The organism is Streptomyces sp. NPDC056169, from assembly GCF_042268445.1.
Taxonomy (GTDB): Bacteria; Actinomycetota; Actinomycetes; order Streptomycetales; family Streptomycetaceae; genus Streptomyces.
In genome coordinates this window covers 19,570-32,652 of sequence record NZ_JBHJUO010000007.1, presented here as the reverse complement: position 1 = coordinate 32,652, position 13,083 = coordinate 19,570, and the positions used below count along the sequence as shown (strand labels likewise).

Genomic DNA, 13,083 nt, shown 5'->3' with positions numbered 1-13,083 from the left:
GACACGGTAGTTGGTCTAGGCCAATGATGCCGCCATGCCGAGACTCCGTCTGCGTCACGCCGTGCGTGCCGCGCTCGCCGCCCTCGTCCCCCTCGCGCTCCTCGGCGCGTCCACGGGACCCGCGCACGCCGCCCCCCGGGCGGCCTGGCCCGAGCCCGTCCCGGTGGTGTCGCACGTCGAGACCACCGACCCGGTCGTCTTCATCACCATCGACGACGGCTGGTACCACGACGCCGCGGCGGCGAAGCTGCTGCTCGACCGCCGGGTGCCCGCCTCGCTCTTCCTGCTCCCCGGCGCGTACTCGTACGACTCCGGCTACTTCCACACCCTGCTGAACCAGGGCCGCTCCCGCGTCGAGAACCACACCGTCAACCACCCCGACCTGACCACGCTCGACGCCGCCGGCCAGAAGGCGGAGGTCTGCGGGGCCCGCGACCAGCACCTCGCCCAGTTCGGCGACGGCCCGCGGCTGCTGCGCCCGCCGTACGGCACGTACGACGCGACCACCCGGACCGCCGCGCGCGCCTGCGGGGCGAAGGCCGTGGTGACGTGGACGTACGACCTCACCACCTGGGGGCAGTGGACCCCGCCGACGCCGACGCTCAAGGCCGGCGACATCATCCTGCTCCACTTCAACGAGACCCTGGAGCAGGACCTGACGCGGGCTCTGGACCTGGCCGAGGCGGCCGGCCTCAAGCCCGCGCCGCTCAGGGAGTACGTCGCCGAGTAGGCGTGCCTGACGGCCCCTAGAGGATCACGTGCGGGAGGAAGCGGGCGTACTCGTCGGTGACGAGGCCCGCCGACTCCCGGATCCCGAGCCCCGCCGCCTCGTTCTCGACGACCCACGCGCCGAGCACCACCTTGTTGCCGTCGAAGTCGGCCAGCGGGGCGAGCTCCTGGTAGCAGCAGGCCTCCCCGTCCCGCACGAAGGGCTCCGTACCGGCCTCGTGGAGGGTGACGCCCGCGCCCTCACGGCCGAGCAGCGGCTTGGCGACCCACCCGGTGGTCGAGGCGAGCTCGCGCGGACCGTCGAGGTAGGCGGGGAGCAGGTTCGGGTGGCCGGGGTTCAGCTCCCACAGGATCGCGAGCAGCGCCTTGTTGGAGAGGAGCATCTTCCAGGCGGGCTCGATCCAGCAGGTGGTGCCGGTGCCGCCGCCGTTGTCGAGGGTGTCGAGGACGTGCTTCCCGAAGCGGTCGGTGGTCAGCCACTCCCACGGGTAGAGCTTGAAGCAGCTGCGGATGAAGCGGAGCCGGTCGTCGACGAACCGGCGCGAGAGACGGTCCCAGCCGATCCGCTCGACGGAGAGCGCCTCCGTGTCGAGCCCGGCCTGCTGCGCGGTCTCGCGCAGGTACGCGACCGTCATCAGGTCCTCGCCGAGCTCGTCGCCGTCCGAGTGGACGAAGTGGACGGGGCCGGGCGGCAGCAGGGGCGCCTGGCGCTTCCAGGCGTCGACGAGCCGCTCGTGGAGGGAGTTCCACTGGTCGGCGCCGGGGAACCGCTCCTCCATCCAGAACCACTGCGGGCTGGCGGCCTCCACCAGCGAGGTGGGGGTGTCGGCGTTGTACTCCAGCATCTTGGCCGGGCCGGTGCCGTCGTACCGCAGGTCGAACCGACCGTAGAGGGAGGGGAGTTCGGCCCGTCGCCGCCAGGACTCGGCGACCAGGGAGGCGAGCTTCGGGTCGGTGATGCCGAGCTCGGCGAAGCGGTCGTGCTCGACGATGTGCGCGGCGGCCGCCAGGCACATCGCGTGCAGCTCCTCGACGACCTCCTCCAGGGCCTCGACCTCGGGGAGGGTGAAGGAGTAGTACGCGCTCTCGTCCCAGTACGGACGCAGCGAACCGTCCGGGTACCGGGTCAGGGGGTAGACGACCCCCTGCTCCTCCACGATCCGCTGCCAGTCGGGCCGGGGGTCGATGGTGTGCCGCTTCATGTGCCGGGCCTCCTCAGCCGCCGCCGGAGCCCGAGCAGCCGAAGCCGCCGGTGTCGACGGCCGCCTTGCTGAAGCTGCCGCCGCTCACCTTGCCGCTCCGGACGGAACCGCCGTAGTAGTACGAGCCGCGGGTCGTGGTGCCGTTGCTGTCGTCGTCGTCGCCACCGCCGCCGCTCTCGCACCGGTAGCTGGGCAGCTCCTCCCGGGTCAGCGGGTCCACACACCGCTGGTCCGGCTCGGAACCGCACGCGGTGATCGTCGCCGCGAGCACTCCCATCCCACCGAGCACCACGGTGCTCGACCTCAGCCTCCGCATGTCCGTCGCCTCCCCTTCGCGGTCGCGTCCGTCGTGGCCACGACAGCCGCGACCGCACAGTGTAGGCCGGTGTTTTCCGGCCTCAAGTCATAGAGTCGCTTCGTGCTCCTTGGGATGATTTGTGCGCTTGCTTCGGCCTTCTGCTTCGGCGCGGCCTCTGTCTTTCAGGCGATGGCGGCCCGGGCCGCGGAGCCGGGGACGGGCGGGGGCGTCGACGTCGCCCTGATGTGGAGGGCGCTGCGGCAGTGGCGCTATCTCGCCGGGCTGGGGATGGACACCCTGGGCTTCGTGCTGCAGATCGTGGCGCTGCGGACGCTGCCCATCTACGTCGTGGGCGCGTCGCTCGCCGCGAGCCTGGCCGTCACGGCGGTCATCGCCTCCCGGTTGCTGCGGGTGCGGCTGAGCCGGGTGGAGTGGACGGCCGTGGCCGTGGTGTGCGTGGGGCTCGCGATGCTGGCGCTCGCCTCGGGGAGGGAGGGGCACCGGGACGGTTCGGAGGCGCTGCGGTGGGCGCTGCTCGCCGTCTCCTTCGGGGTGCTGCTGATCGGGGTGGCCGCGGGTCGGCTGCCCGAGAAGCCGCGCGCCCTCGTCCTCGGCCTCGGGGCGGGCTTCGGCTTCGGGGTGGTGGAGGTGGCGGTCCGCCTGATCGACGGCATCGACTTCACCGACCCGGTCTGGTACGCGCTGCTGGTGGGCGGCGGGGCGGCGTTCCTGCTGCTGACCTCGGCGCTCCAGCGGGGCTCGGTGACCACGGCGACGGCGGGTGCGGTGCTCGGCGAGACGATCGGGCCGGCGGTGGTCGGGGTGGTGTGGCTCGGGGACACGACGAGGGAGGGCTTCGAGTGGCTGGCGATCCTCGGCTTCGCGGTGGCGGTGGCGGGCTCCCTGACCCTGGCCCGCTTCGGCGAACCGCCCGCGCCGGAGGAAGCGGCCGGCGAGGCGGGCGGCGAGGCGGGCGAGACGGAGACCCTGGACGTGGGGCCGACTCCGGAGCGGGGCCCGCGCACGCCCTGACGGGGCGGCCGTCTCGGGGCAGGGCCCGGCACAGGGCCTGCGACTCGTACCCCCGGCCTGCCGCACGCACCGACTCCGGGCAGCACGCGTGCCGAGCACTGACTTTCCGTCAGGTCAAGGGATTAGCTTGCCAATTCTGGCAGTTGTTGACCGGTTCAAGTACTCTTCGATCGCGCCGGGGAGCGTACGGGATCACCCGGGATCAAAGCCTGGGGGGCCAGTGTTCAACGCCGCATTGCTCGAACTTCCGTTTCCGCTGCGCAGCAATCCGAACCAGGGGGACATCACGCAGCGCCACCTGGAGTGGCTGCTCGGCAACGAAGGGCTCGCCGGAACCCTCGGCCGGACGGCGTACGACAAGTGGGACGTGCCCCGGCTCGCCGCGTTCACCAGTCCTGACTGCGCCACCGACGACCTGGTCCTCGCCGCGGACCTGCTCGCCTTCTACTTCCTCTTCGACGACCGGTTCGACTCGGCTCTCGGCCGGTCCCCGGCGCAGGTGGCCGAGGTCTGCACCCGCCTGACGGGCCTCCTGCACGGGAACGGTCCCACGCCCGGCGCCCGCACCCCTGTCGAGCGGGCCTTCGCCGACCTCTGGGAGCGCAGCCTGCGCGGCATGTCCGACCGGTGGAGGGCCCGGTCCGCATACAACTGGGAGTGGTACTTCGCCTGCCACCCCGCCGAGGCCGCCGGCCGGCTCTCCGGCCGGGTCCCGGACCGGGAGGGCTATCTGGCGCTCCGCCGGGGCACGGCCGCCATGGAGACCCTCTTCGACATGGTCGAGCGGCTCAACCGGTTCGAGCTGCCGCAGGAGGTGCTGCACCACCCGGCCTTCCGCCGGATGCGCCAACTGGCCGCCGACATACCTTCGTTCACGAACGACGTGCACTCCTACGCCCAGGAACTCGCCCGGGGCGATGTCGCCAACATGGTGATGATCGTCCGCGAAGAGCGCGGCGGCACCCCCGAGGAGGCGGCGGTCGAGGTGATGCGCGAGGCCCAGACGATGGTCGACCGCTTCGTGGAGTTGTCCACCGAGGTCCCCGAGATCTGTGATCTCCTCGGCCTCGCCCCGGCCGGACGTGAGGCCGCCCGCCGGTACGTCGACGGCCTCGCCGCCTGGATCGCCGGCTACCACCGCTGGGAAGTCGACACCGGCCGATACGGCAACTGAGCCGACGCCCCGAGCCCTCGTACGGCTCGGTGGTCGCCGCCGGGCGGGGTTCTCAGGGCAGCACCCCGCACAGGGCCTGGAGCGCGCCCTGCCAGCCGCTGTCCGGGGGCGTGGCGTAGCCGACGACCAGGCCGTCCAGGGTCGGCTCCACGCCCGGGCGGCGGAACTGGTTCACGCCCTGCACGGCGAGACCGTGCCAGGCGGCGGACCGCAGGACGTCCTGTTCGGTGCCGGGCGGCAGGGCGAGGACCGCGTGGAGGCCGGCCGCGATCCCGCTGACCCGGGTCGGCGGCGAGTGCGCGGCCACCGCCTCCACCAGCTGGTCCCGGCGCCGCCGGTAGCGCAGCCGCATGGCCCGTACGTGCCGGTCGTACGCCCCCGAGCCCAGGAACTCGGCGAACGCCAGCTGGTCGGGCGCGCTCGACGCCCAGTCCACGGCCCCCTTCGCGGCGACCACCTCGCCCAGCAGCCCCTCCGGCACCACCATCCACGCCAGCCGGAGCCCCGGCGCCAGGGACTTGCTCGCGGTCCCCAGGTAGACGACCCGTTCGGGGTCCAGTCCCTGGAGCGCGCCCACCGGCTGCCGGTCGAAACGGAACTCGCCGTCGTAGTCGTCCTCCAGGACGAAGCCTCCGGAGGCGCGCGCCCAGTCGACGACGGCCGCCCGCCGGTCCGGCGGCAGGGCGCCGCCCAGCGGGAACTGGTGCGCCGCCGTCAGGAGGACACCCCCGACGCCTCCGTACTTCCCCGAGTCCGCCGGATCCGCCGAGTCCCCCGCCTCCCCCGGCCCCGTCAGCTCCTCGACCCGCGTCCCGCGTTCGTCGAAGGGCAGGGGCGGGGTGCCGAGGCCGGCCCGGACGAGGAGGTCGGCGTGGAGGCCGAGCCCGTACGACTCGACCGCCACGTCCCGCACGCCCCGGCCGCGCAGCACCTCGCCGATCAGCATCAGGCCGTGCACGAACCCCGCGCAGATCACGATCCGCTCGGGCCGGGCGTGCACGCCGCGCGCGCGGGCGAGGTACTCGGCGAGCGCGGTGCGCAGTTCGATCCGGCCGCGCGGATCGCCGTACCCGAAGGCCTCGTTCGGGGCGGCGGTGAGCGCCCGCCGGTACGCCTTGAGCCAGTCGGCGCGCGGGAAGGAGGCGAGGTCGGGGGTGCCGGCCTTGAGGTTGTGCGCCGGGGCGGCGAGCCGGGACCGTACCGCCGTCGCGGTCGCGGGAGGGAAGGAGGAAGGGGGCCCGGCCCTGCGGGGCTCGGTCCGGCGCGGCTCGGTCCGGCGGGGCTCGGTCCGGCGGGCGACGCGCGTGCCCGAGCCCTGCCGGGCGGTCAGCCAGCCCTCGGCGACCAGCTCGGCGTAGGCGTCGGCGACGGTGTTGCGGGCCATGCCCAGGTCGGCGGCGAGCGACCGGGAGGACGGCAGCCGCGTACCGGCCTCCAGGCGCCCGCTGCGCACCGCCTCCCGGAGCGCGTCCATGAGCCCGGCGCGCAGGTGCGGACCGCGCAGTTCCAGATGGAGGTCGGCACCAAAAGTGGCCCACTCGTTTGCCATGGAAATGGACCATACTCCTGCGCCATCCCGCTCGTACGGTGAGAAGCATGACGACGAGCACCGCAGCAGCGGACAAGACCACGTACGCGCACGAGCACGCACCCCGCCTCGCCATGGCCGAGCGCGTCCCCGAGTTCTACCGGGCGATGATCCGGCTGGAGACGGCGGCCGCCAAGGACGTCGACCCGACCCTGTACCACCTGATCAAGATCCGCGCCTCGCAGGTCAACCACTGCGCCTTCTGCATCGACATGCACACCAAGGACGCGCTGGCGGAGGGCGAGACCGTCGAGCGGATCGTGCAGCTCGCCGCCTGGGAGGAGTCCCGGCACTTCTACACCGAGCGGGAGCTCGCGGCCCTCGCCCTGACCGAGTCCGTCACCGTCCTCACGGACGGCTTCGTCCCCGACGAGGTGTACGCGCAGGCCGCCGCGCACTTCGACGAGACCGAGCTGGCCCGGGTCATCGCCGCGATCGTCACGATCAACGCCTGGAACCGGATCGGCGTGACGACCCGGCTGACGCCCGGCCACTACACCCCGCGCTCCTCATGAGCGGGGACGGAGGCGGCGCGACCGCCGACGTCCTGCGCGCCCTGCACCGCCGCCGGGCCGCGGACGATCCGCTGGTGCTGCCCGGCCCCTGGGACGCCGTGAGCGCCCGCGCCTTCGAGGAGGCCGGTTTCCCGGCGCTCGCGACGCCGAGCGCCGGGATCGCCGCCGCCCTCGGGTACGAGGACGGGGCGACGCCGGCGGCGGAGATGTTCGCCGCCGTGGCGCGGATCGCCCGCTCGGTCTCCGTACCCGTCACGGCCGACCTGGAGGGCGGCTACGGGCTGCCGCCGGCCGAACTGGTGGAGCGCGTAAGGGAGTCCGGCGCGGTCGGGGTCAACCTGGAGGACAGCGAGCCGGTCGGCGGGCTCAAGGACCCGGAGGCCCATGCCGCGTGGCTGGCGGAGGTGCGGGCGGCCGCGGGCCCGGGGCTCTTCGTCAACGCGCGCGTGGACGTGTACATCCGGCGGACGACCGACGGGACGGTGCCGCGGGACGCCGCGGTGCACCGCGCCCGGCTCTACGCGGAGGCGGGCGTGGACTGCGTCTACCCGATCGCGGCCCCGCCGGCCGACCTCCCGGCCCTGCGGGCCGCGCTCGGCGACCTCCCCGTGAACGCCCTGTCCGTCCCCGGCGGCCTGTCCTTCACGGAGCTGGGCCTGCTGGGCGCGACCCGTGTCACGTTCGGCGACGGCCTGCTCGTGCGCGCCACGGCCGACCTCACGGCCCTGGCGGCGCGGCTCCGGGCCGGTGCCGTGCTCACGAGCTGAGCACGGCGCCCGCGCGTGTGTGAGCACCCGCCCGTGGGTCAGTACGCGCCCGGGCGGAAGAACCGCAGTGCCACGCTCAGGACCTCGCGCTGCTTCGGCCAGTCGGCCTCCGGGCCCGCGGCGAGGATCGCGTAGTGGTTGCCGTCCGCCGCCGTGAAGGCGCGGTCGACGACCTTGCGGCGGCCGCCCTCGCGGTCGTACGCGTACACCAGCTCGGCGGCGTCGGCCGGGGCGCCCGGTTCGCCGGTGACCCGGTCGAGGCCGATCTCCTCGTAGCCCGGCTTGTTGGCCCTGCCGTCGTCGGAGGCGCCGCGGAGGGCCTCGTACGGCGTCAGGCCGGGCTCGGCGATGACGAAGACCTGGAGGAGGCTCTTCCCGTCCGGGGCGTTGAAGAAGATGCCCTGGTCGGACTCCGTACGGTCCCAGCCGTCGGGGACGGCGATCGTGAAGCCCTTGAGGTCCTTCTGCACGCTGTAGGTGGGCGGAGGGACGCCGTCGCCGGGAGCGGTGGTGGTGGCGGAGCCGGAGGGCGTCGGCGAGTCCGTGCCCGAGGGGGATTCCGCTTCCGTCGGGGAGTCCGTCGGGGAGTCCGCCGGGTCGTCCGAGGCCGTCGTGTCCACCGGGGCCGAGACCGAGGCCGCGGGACCGCCGCCCGCCCCGTCCTTCCCTCCGTCGCTCTTGCCCCAGACCAGCCAGGCGCCCACCGAACCCGCCGCCAGGACGGCGACGACCGCCCCCGCCGCGACCGCGCCGCGCGCACGGCCGCCGCCGGCCGGGGCCGGGGCGGTGGGGTACTGCCACTCCCCCGTCTCCGGGACGTACACCGGGGCGGACGAGGGGGCGGGGGTGTACTCGGGGGCGTACGCGGGGGCGTTCTCAGGGGCGTACGAGGGCGGGAGCGGCGGCGGAGGCGCGACGGGACCAGGACCGGGAACGGGACCGGACGTGGGCGCCGGGCCCGGCGCCGGCGTGCCCCCGACCGGCTCCCAGCTCTGCGTCTCGTCGTTCCAGCGGGCGCTCATCTCATCCTCCGAGCAGGGCGCCGACGGCCTGCCCGACGGCCACGCCCGAGGCGAGGATCCCGGACACCGCGCCCGCGTCCACGAGCGCCTGCCGCAGCCGGGTCAGGCGGCCCGTGCCGGCCCGCCCGGTGCCCTCGATCTCGTCCTCGGCGTCGGAGAGTTCCTCGTCCAGGGCGGTCGTCTGCTCGGAGGCGACGACGCCGCCGAGGTCGGCCCGGAACCTGCGGATGGCCTGGAGGAGTTCCTCCTGCCGCGGGTCACGGGCCGGCTGCGCGCCGCTCACCGTGTTGGTGACGGTGTTGTTGTCGCCGATGGTGACGTTGCCGCCGGTGTTGGTGACGTGAATGCCGCCGCGGGCCCTGTCGTCGCTGTCGCTGCCGGTGCCGCTGTCAGCCACGGTCGCCTCCGGTCGTCGAGGTGGTGAAGGTCTTGTTGGTGACGGTGTTGTGGTTGCCGAGGGTGACGTTGCCCTTGGTGTTCTCGATGAACGTGCCGCCCTCGGCGACGTGGACGATCTTCTGCTCGAACTCGGCGGTCTCGTAACCGGCTTCGCGCAGGGCGACGGTCACTCCGTTCGCGACGCGGTCCTGGACGCTCTTCAGGTAGCGGCTGACGTCCATCTCCTGGAAGAGGGAGGCCACGTCGTCGGAGCCGTGTTCGCGGACCGAGATCCAGGGCCCCTCGGGCAGCGCGTTCGCGTGGCCCCCGGTGAGCAGCCGCCAGCCGTGGCCGAGTGCCCGCCACAGCGTGGAGACGGCCTGTCCGGCGGAGCGCGGGGTCTGGCCGAGCGCCCAGACGGCCTTGCCGAAGTGGTGGTTGTGCCGGTAGCGGTGGGCGATCCGGTCGGCGTCCCGGTAGAGCCGCTTCACCGGCCGCAGGACGTGCGGCGCGACCTCCAGCATCAGCATGCCGCCCTGCGTGTGGACGCGGACGAAGACGGTGGTGACGATCTCCTCGCCCCAGCCGCCGACCCGGATGCGGAGGAAGTGGCGGCGGGTCTCGCCGCCCTCCTCGATGGCGCCCGAGCGGTGCTGCTCGAAGCCCTCCGGGGTGTACGGGGCGGCGGTGCGGGCCGGCAGTCCGTCGACGGGCAGGAAGACGACCTCGTCGATCTCCAGCTCGCGCAGCCGGTCCCGTACGGCGGCCTGGATCTGCGGCGAACCGTGCGGGGAGGGCACGCGCAGCGCCTCCACGAGCGGGACGACGTGCCGCATGATCGCGCTGTTGTCGAGCGGCTCGGGCGCCTTGCCGTCGAGGCTCTTGCGGGGGCGCAGCTCGATGGAGAGCGACCAGGGCTCGTACGGGGCTCCCGCGCCGCAGAACGGGTCGTCGGAGCCGTACATGACGAGGCGGGCGTGCTGCTCGACGCGGATCCGGTCGCGCAGGCGGCGGGAGCGGACGCCCTCGGCCTGCTCGGCCGGGTCGGAACGGAGGTCGGGGAAGCGCTCCTTGGAGAGCTCCTGGGTGAGCGCGCGGGCGAACTGGCCGCGCTGCGTCGCCACCGCCCAGGCCACGAGCAGCGGCACCGCGATGGTGATCCACACCTCCAGCGGGCCGATGCCGAACATCCCCTCCGCGACCAGACCGAGCGCGAAGCCGAGGAACTCCCCCGCCTCCGAGGCGTCACCGAGGAACTCCCAGCCGGCCTCCTCGTCGCCGAAGGCGAGGAAGAGGAGGAGCAGCGCCGACTGGACGAACATGATCCGCCCGTACCAGCGCAGGACGAAGGCGGGGACGGTGCGGTAGACGGGTGCGACGGCTGACCGGCCGCGGACCCAGCGGGCGAGGCCCAGCACGAGGAACGGCACGATGAGGAGGGTGATCAGGCCCTTGGTGAGCGGGATCGCGATGATCCAGAGGGCCAGGATGCCGGCGGCCCAGGCGAGTTCGACGCGGCGGGCGCGCAGCGCGTGCGCGAGGACGCGGCTCGCGTCGAAGCCGAGGGAGGGCGCGGCGAAGCGCTCCTCGTGGACGTACAGCTGGTCGATGACGGCGTCACGGAAGCCGTCGTCGAGGTAGGTGCCGGCGCAGAGCAGGCGGGTCGACTCGCTCGCGGAAGGCAGACGGCGCGGATCGACGGCGGTCGGCGCACCGGGAGGCGTGCCGGGAGGCGTACCCGGTGGCGTGCCAGGAGGCGTACCGGGTGGCGTGCTGGGCGGCTCACCGGGCTGCTGAGGTACGAACGATTGCGCCAAGACTCCCCCGATTGCTGCGGAACTGTTCGTGTCCACGGCCCACTTGAGCGGGACCGGTGGGACAGCATAGGGGAGGCGGGGGCGCCCTGTCGGCGCGAAAAAACGGCGCCCCCGGGCCGTACGGTCGGTCGTACGGTCCGGGGGCGCCGGGTATGTGATGTGCCGTCAGGCGGTCAGGCCCTCGGGCAGCGGCTCAGTCGAGCTCGGCTCAGAGGAGACCGAGCTCGCGGACCGCGTCGCGCTCCTCCGACAGCTCCTGCACGGAGGCGTCGATGCGGGTGCGGGAGAACTCGTTGATGTCCAGGCCCTGGACGATCTCGTACTTTCCGTCGGTGCAGGTGACCGGGAAGGAGGAGATGAGGCCCGCGGGGACGCCGTAGGAGCCGTCCGACGGGATGCCCATGGAGGTCCAGTCGCCCGCGGCGGTGCCGTTGACCCACGTGTGGACGTGGTCGATGGCGGCGTTCGCGGCGGAGGCGGCGGAGGACGCGCCACGGGCCTCGATGATCGCGGCGCCGCGCTTGGCGACGGTCGGGATGAAGGTGTCGGCCAGCCACGCCTCGTCGCCGACGACCTCGGCGGCGTTCTTGCCGGCGATCTCCGCGTGGAAGATGTCCGGGTACTGGGTCGCCGAGTGGTTGCCCCAGATGGTGAGGCGCTTGATGTCCTCGACGGAGGAGCCGGTCTTCTGGGCCAGCTGCGTGAGCGCGCGGTTGTGGTCCAGGCGGGTCATCGCGGTGAAGCGCTCGGCCGGCACGTCCGGGGCGGCGGCCTGGGCGATCAGGGCGTTCGTGTTGGCCGGGTTGCCGACGACGAGGACCTTGATGTCGTCCGCGGCGTGGTCGTTGATGGCCTTGCCCTGCGGCTTGAAGATGCCGCCGTTGGCGGCGAGCAGGTCACCGCGCTCCATGCCCTTGGTGCGGGGGCGCGCGCCGACGAGCAGCGCGACGTTGGCGCCCTCGAAGCCCTTGCTCGGGTCGTCGAAGATGTCGATGCCCTTGAGCAGCGGGAACGCGCAGTCGTCGAGCTCCATGGCGGTGCCCTCGGCGGCCTTCACGCCCTGCGGGATCTCGAGGAGGCGCAGCTTGACCGGCACGTCCGCGCCGAGCAGGTGGCCCGAGGCGATGCGGAAGAGCAGCGCGTAGCCGATCTGGCCGGCCGCGCCGGTGACGGTGACATTCACGGGAGTGCGGGTCATGGCGATCTCCGTAAGACAGCTGGCGGTGGGGGTCCCTGCCCCGGGTTCCGGACGTCCCTTCGTGATCGACGATCGACGATCGATCGGTGTGTGATCGATCGGTGTCTCGACGTGAAGAGATTTCCAGCGGTCAGGCTATCCGACCCGGGGCCCCACGAACCCCCACCCCCTTGTGGTCCGGCTCACTGCCACCCGTCCGAGACCGCGGGGGTCCGTCAGTTCGCCGTCAGTTCGCCGTGCAGTGCTCGCTTCCGTCCGCGAGCGTGGCGCAGGCCGTCGCGTCGGTCCCGGCGGCGACGGCGAGCATCGGGGTGTACGCGTCGGTGTCGACGCCGGCGCCGGCGCCGGTGCCGGGGTCGGAGCCGTCGCCGGGGACGGAGCCGGGGTCGGAGCCGGTGCTCACCTCGGCGCTCCGGGTGGCTCCCGCGACCTTCACCGTCACGGCGTCCCCCGGCTCGGCCCCGGTGATCCGGGCCCAGGCCGCCGCGCAGGTCGCGCTGTGCCGGACCTCGATCCGGACGGCGCCGACGCGGGTACGGGCGACGGTGGCGGCGAGGGGCCCGCCGCAGCCCATGGCCTCCGGGTCGCGGCCGGTGCAGCCGGCGCCCGCGCACTTCACCCCGGCGGGGAGGCTGGCGCTCGGGGCGGCGGTCGGGGCGGTCGTCGGGGGCGGGGTGGTGGTGGCGCGGTCGTCCGTACCGTCCGTGCCGCCGAGGTCGACGAGGAGGATTGCGGCGGTGACGACGAGCAGGGCGCCGAGGGTCCCGACGGCGTAGAGGAGGAGGGATCTGCGCCGTGAGGCCGGGGGGTTGGGGGGCGGGGAGAGGGAAGGCGGGGAGGCGGAAGGCGGGGAGGCGGAAGGCGGGGAGACGGAAGGCGGGGAGGCGGAGACCGGGGCCGGGTTCTGCGCGACGAGGCGGATCTGCATCGTCCGGTCGTCATCGTCACGGGAGTCGTCGAGGCCACCGAGACCACCCCCGCCATCGGGGCCGCCGGGGCGACCGCTCCTCGACCACCCCCCTCCGGCGCGTTCCCACTCCGCCACGAGGTCCGCGGGGTCGACCCCGGTCACTTCGGCGAACGCCGCCACCGCACTCCTCGGGACGGGCCGACGCGCACTCAGATAGGCGTCCCAAGCGCCCCGGTCGTGTCCGTGCCCGGTGCGCTCGGCCAGGGCGCCGACGCCGAGGCCGCTGCGGTCGACAAGACGGCGGAGCCGCTCCGTGAACGCCCGGACGTCCGGGTCGAGTTCGTCCGACAGCGCCTTCCAGCCAGGCATGTACGCCCCCCTTGTCCGCGGCCTCCCCTGCGTTCTCGAAGGATGGCAGCTCCGAGGGTGATCCGCGCCCCGGATGCGGAGGCG

The 13,083-nt window shown here is 73.5% G+C and carries 13 protein-coding genes; 5 read left to right on the top strand and 8 right to left on the bottom strand.

Going from position 1 to position 13,083, the window contains the following annotated elements; all coding sequences use genetic code 11:
* Positions 1-34 precede the first annotated feature (34 nt).
* Complete coding sequence (locus tag ACFC0G_RS12775) at positions 35-730, top strand: polysaccharide deacetylase family protein (protein ID WP_376401586.1); 696 nt, start codon at positions 35-37, stop codon at positions 728-730.
* 16 nt (positions 731-746) lie between these two features.
* Here ACFC0G_RS12775 and ACFC0G_RS12770 read toward each other — a convergent pair whose 3' ends face one another.
* Positions 747-1,931 (bottom strand): glutathionylspermidine synthase family protein, encoded by a 1,185-nt coding sequence (locus tag ACFC0G_RS12770; protein ID WP_376401583.1) that lies wholly within the window; start codon positions 1,929-1,931, stop codon positions 747-749.
* Between the two features lie 13 nt (positions 1,932-1,944).
* Entirely contained in the window at positions 1,945-2,247 is a 303-nt protein-coding gene (locus ACFC0G_RS12765) for a hypothetical protein (RefSeq protein ID WP_376401581.1), read from the bottom strand.
* A gap of 114 nt (positions 2,248-2,361) precedes the next feature.
* Here ACFC0G_RS12765 and ACFC0G_RS12760 point away from each other — a divergent pair, with 114 nt between their 5' ends.
* Together ACFC0G_RS12760 and ACFC0G_RS12755 are read left to right on the top strand one after the other, a co-directional pair.
* A complete protein-coding gene (locus ACFC0G_RS12760; protein WP_376402361.1) occupies positions 2,362-3,261 on the top strand; it encodes a hypothetical protein in 900 nt (299 codons plus the stop codon).
* A 235-nt stretch (positions 3,262-3,496) separates the two neighbouring features.
* Positions 3,497-4,435 carry a terpene cyclase gene (locus ACFC0G_RS12755; RefSeq protein WP_376401578.1) on the top strand — a complete coding sequence of 313 codons (939 nt, stop codon included), beginning with the start codon at positions 3,497-3,499 and terminating at the stop codon, positions 4,433-4,435.
* Positions 4,436-4,487: 52 nt separating this feature from the next.
* On the opposite strand, the gene ACFC0G_RS12750 is transcribed toward ACFC0G_RS12755, so the two are convergent.
* Complete coding sequence (locus tag ACFC0G_RS12750) at positions 4,488-5,984, bottom strand: PLP-dependent aminotransferase family protein (RefSeq protein ID WP_376401575.1); 1,497 nt, start codon at positions 5,982-5,984, stop codon at positions 4,488-4,490.
* A 47-nt stretch (positions 5,985-6,031) separates the two neighbouring features.
* Here ACFC0G_RS12750 and ACFC0G_RS12745 point away from each other — a divergent pair, with 47 nt between their 5' ends.
* Positions 6,032-6,538, top strand: coding sequence for a carboxymuconolactone decarboxylase family protein (locus tag ACFC0G_RS12745; RefSeq protein ID WP_376401572.1), 507 nt, complete (start codon positions 6,032-6,034; stop codon positions 6,536-6,538).
* Positions 6,535-7,305, top strand: a complete 771-nt coding sequence (locus tag ACFC0G_RS12740) for an isocitrate lyase/phosphoenolpyruvate mutase family protein (protein ID WP_376401569.1) — start codon at positions 6,535-6,537, stop codon at positions 7,303-7,305. Before ACFC0G_RS12745 ends, ACFC0G_RS12740 begins: the two co-directional genes overlap by 4 nt.
* 38 nt (positions 7,306-7,343) lie before the next feature.
* Here the strand turns inward: ACFC0G_RS12740 and ACFC0G_RS12735 are convergent, their stop codons facing one another.
* The 5 genes from ACFC0G_RS12735 to ACFC0G_RS12715 form a co-directional block, all read right to left on the bottom strand.
* The gene (locus ACFC0G_RS12735) at positions 7,344-8,327 is read right to left on the bottom strand and encodes a serine/arginine repetitive matrix protein 2 (RefSeq protein WP_376401566.1); all 984 of its coding nucleotides are present in this window, start codon (positions 8,325-8,327) and stop codon (positions 7,344-7,346) included.
* A 1-nt stretch (position 8,328) separates the two neighbouring features.
* Positions 8,329-8,724 carry a hypothetical protein gene (locus tag ACFC0G_RS12730; protein WP_376401564.1) on the bottom strand — a complete coding sequence of 132 codons (396 nt, stop codon included), beginning with the start codon at positions 8,722-8,724 and terminating at the stop codon, positions 8,329-8,331.
* Positions 8,717-10,522 carry a hypothetical protein gene (locus ACFC0G_RS12725; RefSeq protein ID WP_376401561.1) on the bottom strand — a complete coding sequence of 602 codons (1,806 nt, stop codon included), beginning with the start codon at positions 10,520-10,522 and terminating at the stop codon, positions 8,717-8,719. Before ACFC0G_RS12725 ends, ACFC0G_RS12730 begins: the two co-directional genes overlap by 8 nt.
* 208 nt (positions 10,523-10,730) lie before the next feature.
* Entirely contained in the window at positions 10,731-11,720 is a 990-nt protein-coding gene (locus ACFC0G_RS12720; protein WP_376401558.1) for a malate dehydrogenase, read from the bottom strand.
* Between the two features lie 226 nt (positions 11,721-11,946).
* Positions 11,947-12,999, bottom strand: a complete 1,053-nt coding sequence (locus tag ACFC0G_RS12715; RefSeq protein ID WP_376401555.1) for a DUF2690 domain-containing protein — start codon at positions 12,997-12,999, stop codon at positions 11,947-11,949.
* Positions 13,000-13,083 lie beyond the last annotated feature (84 nt).

Coding starts and splice junctions, on each gene's coding strand:
- ACFC0G_RS12750 (WP_376401575.1), bottom strand. CDS start 5,984: ATGGCAAACGAGTGGGCCACTTTTGGTGCCGACCTCCATCTGGAACTG.
- ACFC0G_RS12740 (WP_376401569.1), top strand. CDS start 6,535: ATGAGCGGGGACGGAGGCGGCGCGACCGCCGACGTCCTGCGCGCCCTG.
- ACFC0G_RS12770 (WP_376401583.1), bottom strand. CDS start 1,931: ATGAAGCGGCACACCATCGACCCCCGGCCCGACTGGCAGCGGATCGTG.
- ACFC0G_RS12775 (WP_376401586.1), top strand. CDS start 35: ATGCCGAGACTCCGTCTGCGTCACGCCGTGCGTGCCGCGCTCGCCGCC.
- ACFC0G_RS12735 (WP_376401566.1), bottom strand. CDS start 8,327: ATGAGCGCCCGCTGGAACGACGAGACGCAGAGCTGGGAGCCGGTCGGG.
- ACFC0G_RS12765 (WP_376401581.1), bottom strand. CDS start 2,247: ATGCGGAGGCTGAGGTCGAGCACCGTGGTGCTCGGTGGGATGGGAGTG.
- ACFC0G_RS12715 (WP_376401555.1), bottom strand. CDS start 12,999: ATGCCTGGCTGGAAGGCGCTGTCGGACGAACTCGACCCGGACGTCCGG.
- ACFC0G_RS12720 (WP_376401558.1), bottom strand. CDS start 11,720: ATGACCCGCACTCCCGTGAATGTCACCGTCACCGGCGCGGCCGGCCAG.
- ACFC0G_RS12745 (WP_376401572.1), top strand. CDS start 6,032: ATGACGACGAGCACCGCAGCAGCGGACAAGACCACGTACGCGCACGAG.
- ACFC0G_RS12760 (WP_376402361.1), top strand. CDS start 2,362: ATGATTTGTGCGCTTGCTTCGGCCTTCTGCTTCGGCGCGGCCTCTGTC.